The sequence below is a fragment of the Xanthomonas sp. CFBP 8151 genome (genome assembly GCF_011761885.1).
Lineage (GTDB): Bacteria > Pseudomonadota > Gammaproteobacteria > Xanthomonadales > Xanthomonadaceae > Xanthomonas > Xanthomonas arboricola_B.
Window position 1 is genome coordinate 1,104,653 of sequence record NZ_JAASQZ010000002.1, and the last position, 20,545, is coordinate 1,125,197.

Annotated in this window: 17 protein-coding genes and 1 pseudogene; 2 read left to right on the plus strand and 16 right to left on the minus strand. The window is 67.2% G+C overall.

Annotated elements, in window-relative coordinates; all coding sequences use genetic code 11:
* Positions 1 to 39: 39 nt before the first annotated feature.
* The 11 genes and pseudogenes from FHT08_RS12745 to FHT08_RS12790 form a co-directional block, all read right to left on the minus strand.
* Positions 40 to 1,026 carry an alpha/beta fold hydrolase gene (locus tag FHT08_RS12745; protein WP_104606679.1) on the minus strand — a complete coding sequence of 329 codons (987 nt, stop codon included), beginning with the start codon at positions 1,024 to 1,026 and terminating at the stop codon, positions 40 to 42.
* A 63-nt stretch (positions 1,027 to 1,089) separates the two neighbouring features.
* On the minus strand, positions 1,090 to 1,989 hold the full coding sequence (locus FHT08_RS12750; RefSeq protein WP_181126434.1) for a lysophospholipid acyltransferase family protein: 900 nt from the start codon (positions 1,987 to 1,989) through the stop codon (positions 1,090 to 1,092).
* Between the two features lie 21 nt (positions 1,990 to 2,010).
* Positions 2,011 to 2,439, minus strand: a complete 429-nt coding sequence (locus FHT08_RS12755; protein WP_104538950.1) for a hotdog fold thioesterase — start codon at positions 2,437 to 2,439, stop codon at positions 2,011 to 2,013.
* 301 nt (positions 2,440 to 2,740) lie between these two features.
* Positions 2,741 to 4,762 (minus strand): phospholipase D family protein, encoded by a 2,022-nt coding sequence (locus FHT08_RS12760; RefSeq protein ID WP_104606678.1) that lies wholly within the window; start codon positions 4,760 to 4,762, stop codon positions 2,741 to 2,743.
* A complete protein-coding gene (locus tag FHT08_RS12765) occupies positions 4,759 to 5,331 on the minus strand; it encodes a YceI family protein (protein WP_104606677.1) in 573 nt (190 codons plus the stop codon). Before FHT08_RS12765 ends, FHT08_RS12760 begins: the two co-directional genes overlap by 4 nt.
* A 3-nt stretch (positions 5,332 to 5,334) precedes the next feature.
* Positions 5,335 to 5,811 carry a histidine phosphatase family protein gene (locus FHT08_RS12770; protein ID WP_104538954.1) on the minus strand — a complete coding sequence of 159 codons (477 nt, stop codon included), beginning with the start codon at positions 5,809 to 5,811 and terminating at the stop codon, positions 5,335 to 5,337.
* Between the two features lie 14 nt (positions 5,812 to 5,825).
* Positions 5,826 to 6,458, minus strand: a complete 633-nt coding sequence (locus tag FHT08_RS12775) for a ParA family protein (protein WP_104606676.1) — start codon at positions 6,456 to 6,458, stop codon at positions 5,826 to 5,828.
* Between the two features lie 142 nt (positions 6,459 to 6,600).
* Complete coding sequence (locus tag FHT08_RS12780) at positions 6,601 to 7,674, minus strand: hypothetical protein (protein ID WP_166775275.1); 1,074 nt, start codon at positions 7,672 to 7,674, stop codon at positions 6,601 to 6,603.
* 64 nt (positions 7,675 to 7,738) lie between these two features.
* Positions 7,739 to 8,656 carry an AEC family transporter gene (locus FHT08_RS12785; RefSeq protein WP_104606674.1) on the minus strand — a complete coding sequence of 306 codons (918 nt, stop codon included), beginning with the start codon at positions 8,654 to 8,656 and terminating at the stop codon, positions 7,739 to 7,741.
* Positions 8,657 to 9,096: 440 nt separating this feature from the next.
* Positions 9,097 to 9,362, minus strand: a pseudogene (locus FHT08_RS20210) (hypothetical protein).
* Positions 9,363 to 9,619: 257 nt separating this feature from the next.
* Positions 9,620 to 10,258, minus strand: coding sequence for a hypothetical protein (locus FHT08_RS12790; protein ID WP_104606673.1), 639 nt, complete (start codon positions 10,256 to 10,258; stop codon positions 9,620 to 9,622).
* Between the two features lie 160 nt (positions 10,259 to 10,418).
* Here FHT08_RS12790 and FHT08_RS12795 point away from each other — a divergent pair, with 160 nt between their 5' ends.
* Entirely contained in the window at positions 10,419 to 14,162 is a 3,744-nt protein-coding gene (locus FHT08_RS12795; protein WP_208408977.1) for an indolepyruvate ferredoxin oxidoreductase family protein, read from the plus strand.
* Between the two features lie 251 nt (positions 14,163 to 14,413).
* Here FHT08_RS12795 and FHT08_RS12800 read toward each other — a convergent pair whose 3' ends face one another.
* The 3 genes from FHT08_RS12800 to egtB are packed head-to-tail and all read right to left on the minus strand — an operon-like array spanning position 14,414 to position 16,971.
* Entirely contained in the window at positions 14,414 to 14,683 is a 270-nt protein-coding gene (locus tag FHT08_RS12800) for a DUF3253 domain-containing protein (protein ID WP_104606671.1), read from the minus strand.
* Positions 14,684 to 14,698: 15 nt separating this feature from the next.
* Entirely contained in the window at positions 14,699 to 15,685 is a 987-nt protein-coding gene (egtD, locus tag FHT08_RS12805) for an L-histidine N(alpha)-methyltransferase (RefSeq protein WP_166775277.1), read from the minus strand.
* Complete coding sequence (gene egtB, locus FHT08_RS12810) at positions 15,682 to 16,971, minus strand: ergothioneine biosynthesis protein EgtB (protein ID WP_166775278.1); 1,290 nt, start codon at positions 16,969 to 16,971, stop codon at positions 15,682 to 15,684. Before egtB ends, egtD begins: the two co-directional genes overlap by 4 nt.
* A gap of 65 nt (positions 16,972 to 17,036) precedes the next feature.
* On the opposite strand from egtB, the gene FHT08_RS12815 reads away from it, so the two are divergent.
* On the plus strand, positions 17,037 to 18,218 hold the full coding sequence (locus FHT08_RS12815) for an aminotransferase class V-fold PLP-dependent enzyme (RefSeq protein ID WP_166775279.1): 1,182 nt from the start codon (positions 17,037 to 17,039) through the stop codon (positions 18,216 to 18,218).
* Between the two features lie 74 nt (positions 18,219 to 18,292).
* On the opposite strand, the gene FHT08_RS12820 is transcribed toward FHT08_RS12815, so the two are convergent.
* Positions 18,293 to 19,765 (minus strand): glycine betaine ABC transporter substrate-binding protein, encoded by a 1,473-nt coding sequence (locus tag FHT08_RS12820; RefSeq protein WP_166775280.1) that lies wholly within the window; start codon positions 19,763 to 19,765, stop codon positions 18,293 to 18,295.
* A complete protein-coding gene (locus FHT08_RS12825) occupies positions 19,762 to 20,499 on the minus strand; it encodes an ATP-binding cassette domain-containing protein (RefSeq protein WP_166775476.1) in 738 nt (245 codons plus the stop codon). Before FHT08_RS12825 ends, FHT08_RS12820 begins: the two co-directional genes overlap by 4 nt.
* Positions 20,500 to 20,545: the final 46 nt, after the last annotated feature.

Here is a 20,545-nt window from a genome sequence, read left to right on the forward strand (position 1 = left end):
ACAAACGCCTATTGTAACGATGCGCGAGGTGGCGCCGACTTACGCCTGCGCCGCCAGCCGCTCGGCCACCCAGCGTTCGGCAAAACCATCGCCGCGGGCGTTTTCCAGAAAGCCGCAGTGGCCGCCCCAGCGCGCGATTTCCAGCTGTGCGTGCGCCGGCAGCTGCCAGCCGGCGAAATCCTCGAACGGAATGACCGGGTCGTCTTCGGCCATCAGGATGTCCACCGGCACCTGCAGACCGGTCAGGCGCTCGCCGGCGATCGAATAACTGTCGAAATACGCTTCCAGCGTGCCATGCCCGGTGTGCTGCTCGGCCAGCCAGGCCATCAACCCGCGCATGTCCAGCGCCAGGGTGGCGTCGTCGTAGCCGTGCTGATCGGGGAACAGCTTGCGCTTGCGCAGCAGCGAGTCGCGCCACTTGCGGCGGAAATACCAATCGTAGAACTGCGGGCCTTTTTCCAGCTGCAGCATCGTCGCCGCCGGGTCCAGCAGCGGGCACACCGCCGCCACGCGCGCCAGCGGCAGACCGGCCGCCGGTGCACGCAGTGCCAGCCGCAACGCGAAATTGCCACCCAGCGAATAGCCCGCCGCCAGCAGCTGCGGCGCGGGGAACCGTCGCCACAGATCGCCCGCCGCATTGACCACTTCCCCGATCCGATCGGAGTGGAACAGGTCCACGTTGAGGTGGTGCGTGCCGCCGTGGTCGCGGAAGTTCAGCCGGAACACCTGATAGCCCAGGCCGAGCAGGCGCGCGGCGGTCAGCCGCATGTAGTTCGAGTCGGCACTGCCTTCCCAGCCGTGCAGCAGCAGCACCGTGCCGCGTACCGGCGCATCGCCGGGCGGGATGCTCATCCAGCCCTGCAGGCGCACGCCGTCGCCGCCGTCGAGAATATGTTCGCTGGTCACCGCGCCGCTGGCGGCCAGCACCTGGCGGCTGCGGATCCGGCGCAAGGCACTGCTGCCCAGCACCGATTGCACATGCGGATTGCGCAGCCAGCGCGGCGGCAGATAGTCGGAGGCGTTCATGCGCTCATCGGGCCAGACAAGATGGTGCTGGCCGCAGGGAGGATGAGCGTTTGCATCGTCGGCTCAGGACTCCATCGCCGCGATGATGCGTTGCCGCGAGGTATCGGCCAGGCGGCGACGGCCTTCGATATCCAGCGCGCGGATCGGCTCTAGAAAATGCACCTCGGCCAGCCGCGACGGCTCGCCGAGCAGCCGCACGATATTGGCGAAGAAACTCTCGCGCTCGCCGAACGCCACCACCGCCTGCGCATTGCCGCGCTCGCCGTAACGCAGCGCCACCGGCTGCACCGGCACGCCGGCCTCGACCGCGGCCTGGAAGATGCGCGCATGGAACGGGCCGACTTCGGTACCGCCACGGGTGCGGCCTTCGGGAAACACGCCCACCGGCTTGCCGCTGCGCAGACGCAGCAGCATTTCCTGCAGCACCCCGCCCAGCGATTCGGTATTGCCGCGCTGATGGAAGATGGTCTGGCCCTTGGTCGCCAGCCAGCCGACCAGCGGCCAGCCGGCGATTTCGCGCTTGGCCACAAAACCCATCACGCGCTGGCTGTGCAGCATCGAGATGTCGACCCAGCTGACATGGTTGGCCACGAACAGGGTCGCGCCCGGCAGCGGGGTGCCGAAGCGACGCAGGCGAAACCCGAAGATGCGCATCAGGTTGCCCTGCCACCAACGGATCATCAGCTCGTCCAGGGTGTCGTCGCGCCCGGTACGGATGCGCGCCAGCGGCGGTGCCACCACGCACAGCATGGTGATCGGCAGGCAGATGCTCAGATGCATCAGCAACAACGGCACCCGATACAGGTACCGGAACCAACGCAACACGCTGCCAGCATCGCGCGTGGCGTCCAGGGATGACTCGCTCATTGACGGAACGGGACCGGTACCAGGGGAAGGAAGCGCAACTATTGTGACAGCAGCGTGGCCTGCGCGCAGTGCCCGCCGCGGGTGGCGCTGTTCCACCCATGCACTTGCACGGCGTGCTCAGCCATTGCTGCGCGGGACCACGGCCAGGGTCAGCCGCGAGACGCAGACGCGCTTGCCGGCCGGATTCTCGATGGTGATGTCCCACACCTGGGTGCTGCGTCCCACATGCACCGCACGCGCAGTGCCGGTGACCAGGCCGTCGGTGGCGGCGCGCAGGTGATTGGCATTGATCTCCAGCCCCACGCACATCTGGGCGGTCATATCCACGCACAGGTTGCCGGCGCTGCTGCCCAGGGTTTCAGCCAATACCACCGACGCACCGCCGTGCAGCAGGCCGTACGGCTGCTTGGTACGCGCATCCACCGGCATGGTGGCGCTCAACCAGTCGTCGCCGGCGGCGGTGAACACGATGCCCAGATGGTCGATCAAGGTATCGCGGCTGGAGGCGTTGAGGGCGGCCAGGTCGACGGGTTCGCGGAAGGTCATAGGCTGGGGATTGGGGATTGGGGATTGGGGATTGGGGATTGGGGATCGGGAATCGGGAATCGGGAATCGGGAATCGGGAATCGGGAATCGGGAATCGGGAAAGCATCTGCGGCGCTGGGGTTGGATGCAACTGCCTTTGGCTGGTGCTGCAAGTCAGGCCGCGATGGTGACTTCAGCTGGTTGGCGGTGTGCGGCGCGCCGCTTCCCACGTCGGCGCACCGCGCCATTGCAGCGGTACGTCACTCCACGATGCACCAGTTACCACGCGTCGCTCGATGCTGGCCCCGGACCGGCGCGGCGATCAAAGGATCGGCACCAATCCTGCACCGAAGGCGGTCAGCATCCGCACCAGCAGCCACTTCGGGCCGACGTTGACCTCGGGGAAATCGCCTACCGCCACATAGCACTGCCGGAACTGCGGGTCCTGGCGCTTGAGCGGAAACGGGCAACCCGGCCCCGGCTGGAACTCGTAATTGGTGGCGTAGCGCCAGGGCCAGAAATCCAGCACCGGCAAGGCTTCGGACACCTTGCCCACGCTGTAGTTCAATCCGCTCAGCACCGGCGGCTTTTCGCGCGAGGCCACGGTCCAGGCGTTTTCCGGCGCCATGTCGCGTTCGATGCTGGCCGCCAGCGCCTGCGCAAAGCGCGCATCGTCGATCACCACCGCCGCCTCGGTGTTGTAGTTTTCGCTACGCGGATCGAAGTTGTGCGTGCCGATCACGCCGATGCGGCGATCCACCACCAACGACTTGGCATGCAGGCCCATGCGCGCACCGGCACGGGTCACCGGCAGCGGCTTGTTGACCGCCCGCGTGCCCAGGAACGAGGGCCGTGTCTCGGTGCGCAGCACGCGCCGATCGACCTCGCTGCCGCCAGGCGTGCGGCCTGCGACGCCACCGCTGCCGCGGACCGCATTGCCGGCTGTGCCACCGCCACCGCCACCACTGCCACGCATGGCGTTGCCGGCCGCACTGCCGCCGATCACACGGTTGACCCGACCATCGTCTTCGGCCGGCTCGGCCGCTTCGGGGTTGAGCGGATCGGGCACCAGGTTGGCGTACTCCACCGGCGCATCCAACGGGAACGGCTTGAACTCGTACAGATTGAAGCCCAGCTCGCGCATGTTGCGGCGTTTGAACTTGTACGACAGCGCATACACGATCGGGTTGTCGGTGGCGGCCAGGCTATTGGTCGACACCACGATCCGCGGCGGCTGCGGGCGCTGGCGCAATGCGCGGAAGATCGCCTGGGCCTCGTCCGACAGCACCAGATACGGCGTCTGCAGCAGCACTTCCTGCTGCGCGCCGGCAATCAGGCCGTCCAGCTCGGGCGCGGTGGATACCGCCTTGGCGGCGTGCTCCTTGCGATGCTTCTGCGGCAGGTCGGCCACATACAGCACGCGCTGCACCGGCATGGCCCCGGTCACGAACGCATCGCGCACGAACTGCGGATCGCGCGCCTCGTCATCGACCCGCTCCACCCGATCGGGGCGGCGGAACGTGGCCGGCGGCATCTTGGGCGCGCCCTGTTCCAGCAGCAGGCGACCGACATCGTTCAGACGCTCGGCCGGTACGCTGCGGCGCGCGCGCCAGAATGCATCGAAATTGGCCGCCATCGCGCGCACTTCCGGCCCGGCCAGGATCACGTCGCGGTCGCGGAAGTTGTACTCGCTGTCCCAGTCGTAATAGTCGTCCTGGTAGTTGCGTCCGCCGACCACGCCGAGCACGTCGTCCACCACCAGCAGCTTGTTGTGCATGCGCTGGTTGAAGCGGCGGAAGCAACACACCACGCTGCCGGCATAATCGAAATAATTGAGTTTGACCTTGCCGAAGGTCGGGTTGTAGATGCGTAGCTGCAGGTTTTCGTGGGTGCTGGCCAGCGCACCGAGAATCTGCAGATCGGCAATCGCCGAGAGCTGATCGATCAGGATGCGGACCTTGACCCCACGCTGCGCCGCATCGATCAGCGCATCCAGCACCATGCGCGCGCTGTCGTCCTTGTCGAAGATGTAGGTCTGCAGGTCGATGCTGCGGGTGGCACTACGGATCAGGTTGAGCCGCGCCACCAGCGATTCTTCGCCGTGATCGACGATGGTGGCGTAATGCCGTGGCGCGGCCGGTGTGGAGGCGGTGATCGCCTCGCCCCCCAGCGCGCGCAGCGGCGAGAGCTGGGCGCAGCGATTGGCCTGCGTGCAGCTGACCACGGTGCTGCGCGCCGCCGCCGCCACCCCTGCGGCACGGTTGCGCTCGATTTGCGACAGGCCGGCGCATCCGGTGCCGAGCAACAGCGTTGCCAGCACAAGCACCCTCAACAGGAACCTCACGGGCGCCGCGCCTCCTGCAACCGCCCACGCAGAATGAACGTCACCCTGTCGCCCAGGGCCATCTGCCACGCATTCATTCCGTAACGTCCACGCAGGACCGTACCTCGACTGATCACATCGCAATCATAGCCCGGCCGCGCACAGTCAGCCGGCACCACATGCAGGGTCTCGACATGGGTGATTCCGCGAATGGTCAGGTTGCCGGTGATGTCGCCGCCCTTTTTCACCACCTCCGCAGGGTAGGGAAACGACTCGAATTCCACTACCGGATACCGCGCGACGTCGAAAAAATCCTCTCCGCGCATCCATGACGTATAGCGATCCTTGGCGGGAATTTCCACCTGGGTGGCATCCAGGCGGAACCGCACCTGCTGGCGCCCGTTGGGCAATTCCGCCAGTTCACCCCGAAATCGCGGAAAAAACCCCTCGATCTTCATGCCAAAGCGCGTCCTGATCTCGAACCCGAAGCGCGATTGCACCGGATCGATGGAATGCAGCGTCTGCTGCGCCAAGCAGGGAAACGCGACCCAGAGCGCGAGCCAGGTGAACCAGCGCAGCGACAATGGCACGGATCAAGGCCACCAGAAGGCGGTCAGGCGGGCGATGCCCGGTTCGATGGCCGCGTCCAGCGGTAGTGCCAGCAAGGCGATCGCGGCGGTCGGCATGCCGCGGTAGTCGCCGGTCTGGCCGCTGTGCATCAGGGCGGCCAGCCGTTCCAGGCCCGGATTGTGGCCGACCAGCAGCAGGCGCTCGGCATCGCGGTGTTCGTCCACCAGGCTGGCCAGCGTGCCGGGCGTCGCGTCGTAGATCCGCTCATCCAGGCGTTGTTCGACATAGCCGGTGAGTTCCAGCACCGCTTCCAGCGTCTCACGGGCACGCCGCGCCGGCGAGCACAGCACGCGGTCGGGCACCAGGCGCTGCTCGCGCAGCCAGCGGCCGGCCGATTCGGCCTCGGCGATGCCGTGCGGGGACAGCGGGCGATCCAGATCGGCCTGGCCGGTATCGGCCGGCTCGGCGTGGGCATGTCGCAGCAGTATCAGTTCGCGCATGAAAACACTCCGGTCTAGGATTTCTTGAGCCACTTGAACAGTGGCTCCCAGTCCTGTTGATGGTCGCGCACCTGCGCCGAGCGGTAATCGAACAGGCTGCGCCCCAATCCGGCCATCACCACATAGGCCTGGGTGTCGCGCAGCTGGGCCACCAGGGGATAAGGCCAGCCGCCAATCATCTCGGCAGCCTGCTGCGAGGTCTGGGTCCAGGGACGGGCGCGGTTGAGCACCAGGCCCACCGGCAATTTGCGCTGATGCACGCGCGGTACCTTGGCCAGCGTGTTGAGGAAGCCGACCACCGCTTCGATATCCAGCGCCGAGGACAGCACCGGCACCACGATGGCATCGACGTGGTCGAGAAAGCCGCTCAGGTCATCGGCCATCGCACCGGCCGGGGCATCGATGATCAGCTGGTCGGTGCCGTCGGGCACCGCGGCCTGCCAGGTGCGCCGACGGGTGGCATCGATCGGCAATACCGCACTTTCCAGGCTGGCGCGACGCTGCGCCCAACGCGTGGACGAGCCTTGCGGATCGGCATCTGCCAGCACGGTGCGCTGGCCCTGCAAGGCCGCATGTGCGGCCAGATTGGTGGCGATCGTGGTCTTGCCGACGCCGCCTTTGGAGCCGGCCACCAGGACTGTCTTCATGCACGCCTCGCTTCCGGGAGCAGGCAGGCAGCGTACACCGCGACGAAGTGAGGAGGTAGTCGAAAGGCGTTAAACCTCCGACAGCGGCGGCCATCGCACCGCAGCATCTGCACTGGCACGTGCCGATGCGGCATGCGCTGGACTAGCGGATCTGGCGGCTCGGCGTGCCCGGCTGCCAATTGGCAGGCGGTCGCGCTGCGAGGCCTTGGCGCTGTAACCGCGCACGCAACGCCGGCACTTCGCCCTGCGTCAGGACGGCATCCAGCTCGACGGCCAGGCCATCGGCCGTGGGCGCGCGGCGCTGCGCTTGCTGCTGCAGCCACTCCAGCTCGCGCATGCGCGCCTGCCAACGCGCGGCGTCGGCGCCGCTGCTCAGTGCGACCATGCCTCTGGTGCCGATCATGGCGGTGGCCAAGGCGGACTCGTCATTGGCCACGTTGTTCAGCACGGCCATGCATTCGTCGCGTAGCGCGGGCGTAGCGGCGGTGGGGCTGCAGCGCCGCATCAGATCGCCCAGCGCAGGGAGTGCATGCGCAGACCAGGCAACCGTCACGAACATCGCGGCCATGCCCGCGCCTGTGGAAGGCATGTCTTGTGCGTCGAGTTGCGCGCGCAAGCTCACCGAGGCCAGCGATGGCCATTGCACGCCGTCGTAGCTGGCATGCAGGGCCTTGCCGAGTTCCCGCGTACCGTTGTCGAAATGATCGGACTGCACCGCCGCCTGCCAGGCGCGTTCGGCAGCGGCCTGGTCGCCGCGGCGCTGTGCAGCCGCATAGGCACGCAGATGCACAGCGGCATTGCCCGCATCGGCCTGCTCCAGGAAAGCCAGCGCAGCGCCCGGATCGCAGCGCAATGCGGGTGCGCAACCGGCTGCTTCCATCTGCGCCACCAACGGGTCGCGCGGCCGCGCGTCCAGGGCACGCTGCAGCCAGACGCGCTGGATGGGGGCATAACCTCCATCTGCGGTCGACGCCGCGTCGTCCTCGGCATCGGCCCACAACAGCCCGGCCAGATACACCTGCCTGGGCTCGCCGCTGGCCGCCATGCTGCGCAGGCGTGCCTGCATGACCTGGCCGACCTGGCGTGCCCATTGATCCACCAGCGGATCGTCGGCCGGAGCCGGTGCGTGCGCAGGCGATGCCGCCATGGCCGAATGTGCCATGCAAACGCTGCCAAGCCACAGCAGCGCAGTGGTGATCAAGCGATATCCGTGCATGTGTTGCTCCTGTTCGTAGTGCGCGCAGCGCTGCGGGCCAGCATTTCATACGGCGTCAGCCGCATCAAGCCACCAGACGTACCAGCAACCAGGCCCATGCAGGCAGGGTCAGCAGCGACAGCAGAATGCTGTAGCCGACCATCGCTGCGGCCAGGCGCGGTGCCAGCCGGTGCGAGATGGCCAGCGCGGCGGCGGTGATCATGGTGGGCATGGCCGATTCGAGCACGTTGGTCTGCAGCATCGCGCCCTGCAGGCCGAGCGCCAACGACAGCGGCAACGCCAGGATCGGCATCACGGCCAGCTTGAAGGCCAAACCCACGGCCAAGGGTTTGAGTTCGTCCGCAGGCAGGCGCAGCTGCAGCGAAAAGCCCACCGCCAGCATCACCAGCGGCAGCATCGCGTCGGACAGGCTCTTCAAGCCCGCGCCGATCCAGGTCGGCGGCTGTTCCGGCATCACGGTCAATGCAAACAGCAATGCCCACAGCGGTGGGAAGCGCAGCACGCGCAACAGGATCAGCCTCGCGGTCGGCGGAGTGTCGCCGCTGTAGCGGGCCAGCACATACAGCCCGAAGGTAGACAACAGCACGAAGGTGCCGAACTGGTCGTAGACCACCGCATACGGCAGGGCGTGATCGCCGATCAACGCGCGCACCATCGGAAAGCCGATGAAGCTGGAGTTGGTGAACACCACGCACATCAGCAGCGCGGCGTATTCCTCGCGCTTGAACCGGAACAGGCGGCTGCAGCCCCACAGCAGCGGCACGATGATCGCGGTCAGCAGCCACGGCGTGGCGATCACGCCACCCAGCGAGGCATCCAGATGCAACCGCGGCACATAGGTCAGCACCGAGGCTGGCAGGCAGATGTACAACACGATGCGATTGAGCACGTCGGCGCTGTTGTCCGGCAGCACCCGCAAGCGCGCGAACAGCAGGCCGAGCCCCAGCGTCGCCAGAATCAACGCAAATGCATCCACCGCCATGGCGTGGTCAGGTCCGTGGGAAAGCGGCACTCAGCATCGCATAGTGAGCGTGTCGTGCCTGGATCGGCGACGGGCTAAATCGGCAAGCATGCCTAGCCTACGCGTGGCGCGGATCGGTCGCTCAACGCCTGGCGACAGGCATGTCGAGGCTTGCCGACCATCTCGACGGGTCCTTGCCCGCTCACCGTCGCGGGACCTTACGCGGCATGGATGCCGCGTAAGAGCCTACAAGGACGTACTTGCGGCGTGTCCTGCGATGGTGGGCGGGCAAGGGCCCTGCAGCCAAGCCGCAGATCATCCGCTCTGCAACTGATCGATCCGCGCTGACCAGCGCTCTTTGAGCACGGCACCCAAAGCAATCGAGACTTGGAGCGATGGCTTCGTTTCGTCGCGATCAGATGCTTAAGTCAAAAGCTCGGTCCGTGGCGTGCGCGGTGCCCTCACCGCTTGCGGGACACGCCGTGAATCCGTCCATGGAGGCTCCTTGGCGGCATCCATGCCGCCAAGGGTCCCGCAACCGGCAAGGACACCGCACCAGAGAGTTGGTCGGTAGTCGAATGAAAAGCTGCTTGCTCGATGCATCGACCACTGAGCCAGCCCATCATTCTCCAGCGATGCACATCGCGCACCGCTCTTGACCGTGCACACCGACCATCTCAACTGGTCCTTGCCCGCTCACCGTCGCGGGACCTTACGCGGCATGGATGCCGCGTAAGAGCCTACACGGACGTACTTGCGGCGTGTCCTGCGATGGTGAGCGGGCAAGGGCCCTGCAACAAAGCCGCAGATCATCCGCTCTACAACTGATCCATCAGCGCTGACCAATCCTTCGAAGCACGACACCCGAAGCAATCGACTTGGAGCGGTGGCTGCGTTGCCCGCTGGCGCCGGCCGCAAAACGACGTGCGACGTGATGCACAGCGACGCGCTACGGGGCGTTCTGCAGCGCGCCCGCCTGCCGAATTACGGAAACGCCGGCGGGTTCGCCTGCCATGCCGCAAAGACCTCGGCCAGGCTGGCGCGTTCGGCCTCGCGCCAATCCGGCAGCAAGGTGGCGTAGCTGGTGGTGCTGCTCCAGCGATCCGGCCAGGTGCGCACTGCGGCGGCATACCACTCGACCGCTTCCTGCTTACGCCCGCTGCGCCATAGCGCCAGGGCGGCGGTGGTCGGCAACCAGGCCGGCGCGGCCGGACGGCCGTTGGCCAGGCTGGCCCACTGCTGCAAGGCCTTGTCGGGCTGGTCGGCGCGCAACAGATCCCAGCCGTAGTTCCAGGTGATGGCACGGTATTGCTGGCTGCCGTTGGAGACCAGCCCCAGGGCACCCTGGTAGAGCTCGTCGCCCAACTGCGTGCGGCCACCGGCATAGGCCAGCGATGCCAGCTGCGCGCGCGGTTCGGCCGCGCGGGCGTCACGCTGCACCATCGCCGCCAAGCGGTCCACCACCGCATCGCCCTGCCCCTGTACAGCGACCACGGCCTTGGTGGTGCCGCGATCTTCGTCGAAATAGAACTCCTTGGGCTTGGGCAGGTTCTGCGCCTGCGCCATCGACCACACGCCCCCGAGCAAGGCCACCATCGCGGCCCATGCGTATTTCCTTTTCACTGGCTTTATCCCCTGACAGCAAACGACCCTTCCCGTCCCCATCCTAACCGCAGCGCGCCTGCTGCGCATCCGCATGCGCAACGGGCGCGTGAAGGGCGACTGTTACACTTTGCGCCGCCGTTTTGGAATCCGTCGGGCGGGTCATCTGGTTTCAGATGACATGCACCGGGTCCCAGCCACCCTTTCCGGGCACGCCATGACCAGTACTGCTGCACTCTCTTCTCCCGACTCTGCCAACACGCCGGAGCTCGGCCGGGTGGATGCGGATTACACGCTGGAGCACAAGTACACGCGCGCCGATGGGCGCATCTACCTGTCCGGCGTGCAGGCGCTGGTGCGGCTGCCGTTGATGCAACGCCTGCGCGATGACGCCGCGGGCCTTGCGACTGCCGGCTTCATCAGCGGCTATCGCGGCAGCCCGCTGGGCGGTTTCGATCTGGAACTGTGGCGTGCGCGCAAGCATCTGGACGCGGCCGGGGTGACCTTCACCCCCGGCCTCAACGAAGACCTGGCCGCCACCATGGTCTGGGGCACCCAGCAGACCAACCTGTTCCCCGGTGCCAAGGTGCAAGGCGTCTACGGCATGTGGTACGGCAAGGGCCCGGGCGTGGACCGCAGCGGCGATGTGTTCAAGCACGGTAACGCCGCCGGCACCTCGCCGTATGGCGGCGTGCTGGCATTGGCCGCCGACGACCATGCCTGCCGCAGCTCGACCCTGCCGCACGGCTCGGAAGAGGAATTCGTCAGCGCGATGATGCCGATCCTCAACCCGGCCGGGGTGCAGGACATCCTGGACATGGGCCTGCTCGGTTGGGCGATGAGCCGCTATACCGGGCGCTGGGTCGGCTTCAAGACCATCGCCGAAACGGTGGAATCGTCGGCCTCGGTGGATGTGGATCCGTTCGCACGCAGCATCGTGTTGCCGGAGGACTTTGCGCTGCCGCCGGGCGGCCTGAGCATCCGCTGGCCGGATCCGCCGGTGGATCAGGAAATGCGCCTGCACCGCTATGCGATCGCCGCCGCGCAGGCCTTCGCACGCGCCAACCAGATCGACAAAGTGGTGCTGGATTCGCCGCATGCGCGGCTGGGCATCGTCACCACCGGCAAGAGCTATCTGGACGTGCTGCAGGCACTGGAATACCTCGGCCTGGATGCGCAGGCCTGCGCGCAGATCGGCATCCGCGTCTACAAGGTCGGCATGACCTGGCCGCTGGAGCCGGTGGGCATCAGCGCGTTCGCGCGCGGGCTCGACGACATTGTGGTGGTGGAAGAGAAAAAGGCCTTCATCGAGCGCCAGATGAAGGAACTGTTCTACAACTGGCCGGCCAGCGCCGGTGCGCGGCCGAGCATCGTCGGCAAGTACGACGAGCAGGGCGCATGGATCCTGCCGTCCACCGGCGAGCTGACACCGGCCACGATCGCGGCGGTGATCGGCAAACGCATCCAGCGCTTTGCGCTGCCGTCCAGCGCGATGACCGAGTCGATCGAACACCGGCTGCGCTGGATGGACAGCAAGGAGGCCGAAATGGCCTTGCCGCGCGCGCTGTTTCCGCGCGTGCCGCATTACTGCTCCGGCTGCCCGCACAACACCTCCACGGCGGTGCCGGAAGGATCGCGTGCGCTGGGCGGCATCGGTTGCCATTACATGGTGACCTGGATGAACCGCTCCACCGACACCTTCACCCATATGGGCGGCGAGGGCGTGACCTGGTCGGGGCAGGCGCCGTTCACCGAGACGCCGCACGTGTTCCAGAACCTGGGCGACGGCACCTATTTCCACAGCGGCTCGCTGGCGATCCGGCAGTCGGTCGCCACCGGCGTCAACATCACCTACAAGATCCTCTACAACGATGCGGTGGCGATGACCGGCGGGCAGCCGGTGGACGGCACGCTCACCGTGCCGGATATCGCGCACCAGCTGCGCGCCGAAGGCATCCACACCATTGCGGTGGTCAGCGACGACATCGGCAAATGGACGCGCCGGCGCGAGCGCTTCCCCGGCGAGGTGGCGTTCCACGATCGCAGCGAACTGGATGCGGTGCAGCAGCAGCTGCGCACGGTCAAGGGCGTGTCGATCCTGATCTACGACCAGACCTGCGCCACCGAAAAGCGCCGCCGTCGCAAGCGCGGCAAGCTGATCGACCCGCCCAAACGCGTCATGATCAATTCGCTGGTATGCGAAGGCTGCGGCGATTGCGGCGAAAAGAGTTTCTGCGTGTCAGTGCTGCCCAAGGACACCGAATTCGGCCGCAAGCGGCAGATCGACCAATCCAATTGCAACAAGGATTATTCCTGTGTGTCCGGCTTTTGCCCGAGCTTTGTCACCGTGCATGGCGGTGCGCCGCGCAAGGGCAAGCAGCGCGGTGCCAGCGCCTTGCTGGACGACCTGCCCGCGCCGCCGCAACGCACCACGCTGGAACAGCCCTGGAACATCCTGATCACCGGCGTGGGCGGCACCGGCGTGGTGACCATCGGCGCACTGCTCGGCATGGCCGGGCACCTGGAAGGCAAGGGCGCCACGGTGCTGGACCAGACCGGCCTGGCACAGAAGGGTGGCGCGGTGACCACGCATATCCGCATCGCGCGCCTGCCGGCCGATATCCACGCGGTGCGCATCGCTGCCGGCGAAGCGGATCTGGTGCTGGGCTGCGACATGGTGGTGGTCAACGATTACTGGGCCCTGTCCAAGGTGCGCGACGGGCGCACCCAGGTGGTGCTCAACACCTACGAAGCGATGCCGGGCAACTTCACCACCCAGCCGGATCTGCAGTTCCCCGCTGCCGGGATCATCGCCGGCGTGCGCACCGCATTGGGCGGCCAGGAGCCGTTGTTGCTGGATGCCACGCAACTGGCGACCGCGCTGCTGGGCGATGCGATTGCCAGCAACCTGTTCGTGCTTGGCTATGCCTGGCAACACGGGTTGGTGCCGTTGTCGCATGCGGCGCTGATGCGCGCGATCGAGCTCAATGGCGCGGCGGTGGCGATGAACCAGCAGGCATTTGCGTGGGGGCGTCTGGCCGCGATCGACCTGCCGGCGGTGCAGCAGGCGGCGGGGCTGCGCAAGGGTGGCGAGCTCGTGCACGCGCGAGGCGATACGCCGCCAGCGCGCGCACCCGGCAGCTGGGAAGAACACGATCTCGGCGGGCAGACTGCGCCGCGTGCGCTGGCGCAAAGCGACGGCAACACGCTGCATGGCGATGTCGATGCGGCGACGCATCCGCTCGACGACGAGCAGCTGGCGCAGTCGCTGGATGAAGCCATCGCGCGACGTGTGGCGTTTCTGACCGACTACCAGGATGCCGCCTACGCACAGCGCTACCGCAGCCTGGTCGAGCGCGTACGCACGCACGAAGCGCACCATGCGCCCGGCAGCAGCGCATTGAGCGAGGCAGTGGCGCGTTACTTCTTCAAGCTGATGGCCTACAAGGACGAATACGAAGTGGCGCGGCTGTACACGCGTGGCGACTTCCAGCGCCGGCTGCAGCAGCAGTTCGAAGGCGACTACACGCTGCGCTTCCATCTGGCACCGCCGCTGCTGGCCAGGAAGGATGCGCACGGCCACGCGATCAAGCGCGAATACGGGCCGTGGATGTTCACTGCCTTCAAACTGCTGGCGCGGCTGAAGTTCCTGCGCGGCGGCAAGCTGGATGTGTTCGGCTACAGCGCCGAACGGCGTGGCGAGCGTCAGCTGATTGCCGACTACGTGGCGACGGTGGACACGCTGCTGCAACGGCTGGATGCCGACAACGTCGGCCTGGCCGCGCAGATCGCCAGCATTCCCGAGCATATCCGCGGCTATGGGCATATCAAGCACGCGCACCTGCAGGAAGCCAGGGCACGCGAAGCGGCGCTGCTGGTGCAATGGCGCAATCCCAAGGCCTTGCATGTGGTGCAGGCGGCGTAGGGCAGACGGATTGGCGCTGCGGTGTGAACCTTGCGCGCTGATCCGCTGGCGCGTTGTCGGTAATGCTGCAACGCCAAGCTGGTGCGTTGTGAATCAGATCTCGCGCACTGGGCGCTGCTGCGGCAAGTGATCGCGTTCGCGCATGACATCGGCCAGCGCATGCTGCGTGGATGCGCTGCCGGCGCCATGATCGGCGTTGCAACCTGTCCCTGCCGCGTACGAGCAGCGCTGCGCATGCAGCGCCCCACCCGTCATTCGAAATGCTGCCCACGTCTCAGGCGGACCGGGCCACGCACCGTGCTCAGGTCGACCGCTTGGCCGCGCTGAGTAATCTGCACCACGTCCTTGCCCGCCAGATCCGCGGCAACCGTGCGTATCTGCGGCATCAGGGCGCGCCAGCGCGCTTCGTCATCGCCGAGCGCGCGGGCGACCTCGGACGGGCAGATCGATTGCTCCGGCAGCCGGCGCGCCAGCAGCGCGCGGATGGTCGCGACGATCTGCGTGTCGTCGATCCGTTGCACGCCAGACGCCGGAGCTCAGAGCGGGCGCAGCACGCGTAGGCCGAACCAGTCCTTGGCATCGTTCCAGCCGTGGGTGACCTTCAGCCCGGCGGCGGCGGCGAGTTTGGCAAAGCGCGCGTCGGTGTACTTGTAGCTGTACTCCACCTGCATCGCCTCGCCCTCGGCGAAGGCGAACTCCTGGCCGCCCACACGCACGCGCTGTGCGCGCTGGCTGATCAGGAAGGTTTCGATCCGGCCGCGCTCGCGCGCATACACCGCGTGGTGGCGGAAGCCTGCCAGATCGAAGTCGCTGCCGATCTCGCGGTTGAGCCGCGCCAGCAGATTCAAGGTGAACTCGGCAGTGACGCCGGCCGCATCGTTGTAGGCGGCCTCGATCAGGCCGGCATCCTTGTCCAGATCGATGCCGATCAGGGCGCACCCGTCGCTGCCCATGGTCTGGCGCATCGCATCCAGCAACTCGACGGCGGCGTCATCGGTGAAATTGCCCAGCGTCGAGCCGGGGAAAAACACCAGATGCCGGCGCGCCGGGCGTTGCGCCTGCGGCAGCTGCAGCGGTTTGGTGAAGTCGGTGCACACCGGCAGCATCTGGATCTGCGGGAACTGCTGTGCCAGCCGCGCGGTGCTGTCGAGCAAGGCGGTACGCGAGATTTCCAGCGGCGTATAGGCCACCACATCGCGCAGGCCCTGCAGCAGCAATTCGGTCTTGCGCCCGCTGCCGCTGCCGTATTCGACCACGTGCACGCCAGCGCCGATCGCCTGCGCGATCGAGGCCATGCTGGCCTCCAGCAACGCCAGTTCGGTGCCGGTGAGGTAATACTCGGGCTGTCGGGTGATCGTTTCGAACAACTGCGAGCCGTGCGCATCGTAGAAATACTTCGACGGCAGCGTCTTGGGCGTTTGCGACAGGCCGGCCAGCGCGTCGGCCGTGATGTCGTCCGGTTGCGGGCGCAGGTCGGTCAGCGCGGCGTGCGCGCGTTGCATGGCATGGGCGGCGGCGTTCAAGGCAGATCCTTGGCAAGGCGCACGCCGGCAAACTGCCAACGCGCATCGGAGGGAAAAAAGTTGCGGTAACTGGCGCGGATATGGCTGGCCGGCGTGGCACAGCTGCCACCGCGCAGCACCCACTGCGCATTCATGAATTTGCCGTTGTACTCGCCCAGCGATCCGGGCCATGGCGCAAAGCCGGGATACGGCAGGTACGCGCTGCCGGTCCATTCCCAGACGTCGCCGAACAGCTGCTGCAGGCCGGTATCCACCGCGTCGGCGCCGCACGGATGCAACGCGTCGGTGTCGACGAAATTGCCCTGCACCGGCACACCGGTGGCGGCCTGTTCCCACTCGGCTTCGGTGGGCAGGCGCGCGCCGGCCCAGCGCGCGAAGGCGTCGGCTTCGAACAGGCTCAGATGGCATACCGGCGCATGCGCATCGCGCGGGCGCCAGCCATCCAGGGTGAACTCGCGTCCGTCCGCGTCCCAATACAGCGGATGCTGCCAGCCTTGCGCCTGCACCATCGCCCAGCCGTCGCTGAGCCAGGCGCCGGCATTGCGGTAGCCACCGGCATCGATGAACTGCTGAAACTCGGCGTTGCTGACCACCCGATGCGCCAACGCATGCGCGCCCACCAGCACGCGGTGACGCGGCGACTCGTTGTCGTAGGCGAAGGTGTCGGCCTGCGGCCATGCCGCCGCACCGATCTCCACGATCTGTTCGTCGCGCGCCTGCCAGCGCAGCGTGCTGGCGACAGCAGCAGGCGGTGCGGGCGCGTCGCGGTACGCCGGCTGCAGCGGGTTGCTCCACAGCGCATGCTTGATGTCGGTCAACAGCAATTCCTGGTGCTGCTGCTCGTGCTGGATGCCGAGCTGCACGATAGTGCAAGCCTGCGCGTCCAACACCCCGTCACGCAGGCGCTGCTGCATCTGCGCATCGACTGCGGCCCTGTAGTCGCGCACCTGCTGCAACGACGGCCGCGACAACACTCCGCGACGCGCGCGCGCATGCATCGGGCCCACGCTCTGGTAGTAGCTGTTGAACAGGAAATCCCAGGCCGGGTCGAACACGCGGTAGGCCGGATCGGCCTGCAGCACGAAGCGTTCGAAAAACCAGGTGGTGTGTGCCAGATGCCATTTGCTGGGGCTGGCGTCGGGCATGCTCTGCACCATTGCGTCTTCAGCGCTCAGGGGTGCGGCGAGGCGATCGCTCAGCGCGCGGGTCTGCGCGTAGCGTTCCAGCAGCGTCAGCTGCTGTTGCTGGTGGTGGCCCAGCAGAGATGAGAGTGCAGACATCGCCATATGCTTGAGGAGCGCCTGTGAACGCGCCGTGTCGGCAGCGTGGCAGCCAGCGGTAAGCTGTCGCCATGTCTTCTTTTTCTCTGTCCAGCCTGCTCCCCGCGCCCGTCGAATGGGAACGCCGCCAGCAGGCATTTGCGTTACCTGCCGACATCACCTATCTGGATGCCGCCTCGCGCGGCCCGCTGCTGCGCGCGGTGCAAGCGGTCGCGCATCAGGCAGTGGATGCGCTGGCCACCCCGTGGCAGCTGCCGTTCGATGCCTGGCTGCAGGACATCGAGCGTTTGCGCACGCTCGCTGCAGGCCTGTTCGACGCCGATGCCGACGGCGTGGCAATGCTGCCCTCGGCCGCGCACGGCCTGGCGACTGCCGCACGCAACCTGCCGCTGCAACGCGGCGAGGCGGTGCTGCTGCTGGAAGGCCAGTTCCCCTCGAACCTGCTGATCTGGCAACGCCGCTGTGCCGAGGTGGGTGCGCACATCGTGGCGGTATCCACGGCCGGTGGCGATGCCTTGACCGCGGCGGTGCTGCAGGCCATTGCCCAGACACCTGCATTGCGCATCGTCACGTTGCCGCATGCGTACTGGCTGGATGGACGACAGCTCGATCTGGACCGCATCAGCGCCGCGGTGCACGCACGCGGTGCGGCGCTGGTGCTGGATCTGAGCCAGAGCCTGGGCGTGCTGCCGACCGACCTGCCGCGCTGGCGGCCGGACTTCGTGGTCAGCGTCGGCCACAAATGGCTGCTGGGGCCGATGGGGCTGGCCTGGCTGTGGGTGGCCCCGCAATGGCGGGCGCACGGCGTGCCGATCGAAGAACACTGGATCGGCCGCGATGCGGGCAGCAGCTGGGAATTTCCGGTCGCCCAGACGCCGTCCTATCGCAGCGGTGCGCGCCGGTTCGATGCCGGCGGCGTTGCCGATCCAATGAGGATCGCGATGGCGACGGTGGCCTTGCAGCAGGTCGCTGCCTGGCAACCGGCGCGCATCGCGCAGGCGCTGGGCGCGCTCACCGCGCGCTGGGATGCGGCGCTGCAGGCACGCGGTCTGGGCATTTGGTGCACGCCCGCCCACGCGGCGCATCTGACCGCGTTGCAGCCGCCAGCCAATCAGCTGGATGCGGTGGCGACGGCGTTCGGCGCGCGCAGGGCGATCTGCACACGCCGACACGGACGTCTACGTATCGCACCGCACCTCAATGTCACCGAGGATGCACTCTCAACCCTGATCGCAGCGCTGCCAACCGCCTAACCGTAGGAGCGGACCAGGCCGCGATTGGGCTTACCCGATAGCGCCCCGTCGCGGCCGGGTCCGCTCCTACGGGCTCAGCCGCGCTGGCGGATGCGCAGTCCACGCGGGGTGACCCAGCGCTCCAGGCCTTCGAACACCGCCTGCACGATCATTGCGAGCACCGCCGCAGGAATCGCGCCTTCCAGGATCAAGCCGATGTCGTCCAGGCGGATGCCGGTGAGGATCGGTTGGCCGTAGCCGCCTGCGCCGATCAACGCGCCCAGCGTGGCGGTGCCCACGTTGATCACCGCCGCAGTCTGGATGCCGGCCACGATGGTGCGACGCGCCAGCGGCAGTTCCACCCGCCACAGGCGCGTCCATGCCGGCAGCCCGATCGCCTCGGCGGTCTGGCGCAACTCGCGCGGGATCGAGGTCAGCCCGGCATGTGTGTTGCGCACGATCGGCAGCAGGCTGTAGAGAAACAACGCCGCAATCGCCGGTTTGGCGCCGATGCCGAACAAGGGAATCATGAAGACGAACACCGCCAGCGACGGCAAGGTCTGCAGCACGCCGGTCAACGACAGCACCACCTGCCCGAGCCGCGGCCGCCGAGCCGCCAGCACGCCCAGCGGCAACGCGATCAGCAAGGCAAAGCCCAACGAGATGCCGACCAGGGCCAGATGCTCGCGCGTATGCCGCAGCAGACGCGCCACACGCGAGTCGGCTGCCGATGCGGGCGCAACGCCTAGCCACTGCGCGGCAACGGATGCCTCGGACTGACGCTCCAGCTTCACCTGTGCGTTGAGCCGCTGCATGGTCGCCTCGTCGATGCGGCCCTGCAGCCCCTGCAACGCCTTGAGCATCGCCGGTGAGCGCTGCGCCAGCTCCTTGCGATACAGAAATACCGCCTGATAGTCGGGGAAATAGCGGCGGTCATCGCGCAGCACCTGCAACCGGTAATACGGAATTTCCGCATCGGTGCTGTACAGATCGGTGACCTCGATCGCCCCGCTCTGCAGCGCGCGATAGGCCAGATCGTGATCCAGCCCGGTCGCGGTCTGCGGCAGTGCATAGGCGGCGCGTACCCCCGGCCAGCCATCGGCGCGCTGCATGAACTCGTTGCTCAGGCCGATCTTGAGCGCCGGATGCCGTGCCAGATCCGACATCGATGCGATGCCAAGCGCCTGCGCGCGCTCGACGCGCATGCCGAAGGCATAGGTGTTCTGGAAGCCGAGCGAGTCGGTCATCGCCAACCCACGTGCATCCAGTGCGGCGCGCAGTTCGGCCTGGCTGGCCTTGGGCAGCTGCAGCAGTTCCTGCGCCAGCGTGCCGGTGTATTCGGCGTACGCATCGATCTGCCCGGTCTCCAACGCGCGCCACAGGATGCGCGTGCCACCGAGCTGCGCGCGGTGGTGCACGTCCACGCCGTCGCGCTGCCCGGCGGCGGTGGCGATCTCGCCCAGCAGCACGGCCTCGGTGAAGTTCTTCGAGCCGATCGTCACCTGCGCGGCCTGCGCACCGACGCTTGCGATCAGCAGTGCAACGGCGAACAGCACGCGCGCGCTCATGCGGCGTCGCCGATGCTGCGCTGCGCGGTGAGGAAGCGCTGCACGAACGGATCGGCCGGGTGTTCCAGCAGGCTGCGCGCACTGCCCTGCTGCACCACCTGGCCGGCCCGCATCAGCACCAGGGTGTCGGCCAGGTAGGCGGCTTCGGCAACGTCGTGGGTCACCAGCACCACGGTCTTGCCGAGCTGGGCGAACAGCGCGCGCATCTGCGCTTGCAGGTCGTAGCGCACGATCGGGTCGAGTGCGCCCAAAGGTTCGTCCAGCAGCAAGGCCGGTGGATCCAGCATCAGGGCACGGATCAAGCCCACGCGCTGGCGCTGACCACCGGACAGCTCGGCCGGATAACGCGCCAGCAGCTCCGGCGGCAACTGGCAGAGCGCGCACAGGGTCTGCAGGCGTTGGTCGATGCGCTGCCGCGTCCAGCCCAGCGTCTGCGCCAGCAACACCGCGTTGCTGCGTGCATCCAGATGCGGGAACAGCCCACCTTCCTGGATCACATAGCCGATGCGCTGGCGCTGCGCCTGCAGGCCGGCGCGTCGCAGCGGCGCGCCATCGAAGGCGACCGTGCCGCTGTCCGGCCACTCCAGCCCCACCAGCATCCGCAGCACGGTGGACTTGCCGGCGCCGCTGGGGCCGATCAGGGCCGTGGTGATGCCGCTGGCGAAATGCAGCGAGACGGTGTCGAGGGCAATGGCCTGGCCGTAGCGCCGGCTGACTTGGTCGAGAGTGAACATGCGCTCGAGCTTGCCGAATGCAGCGTCAGACACGCGCGAAGGTGCA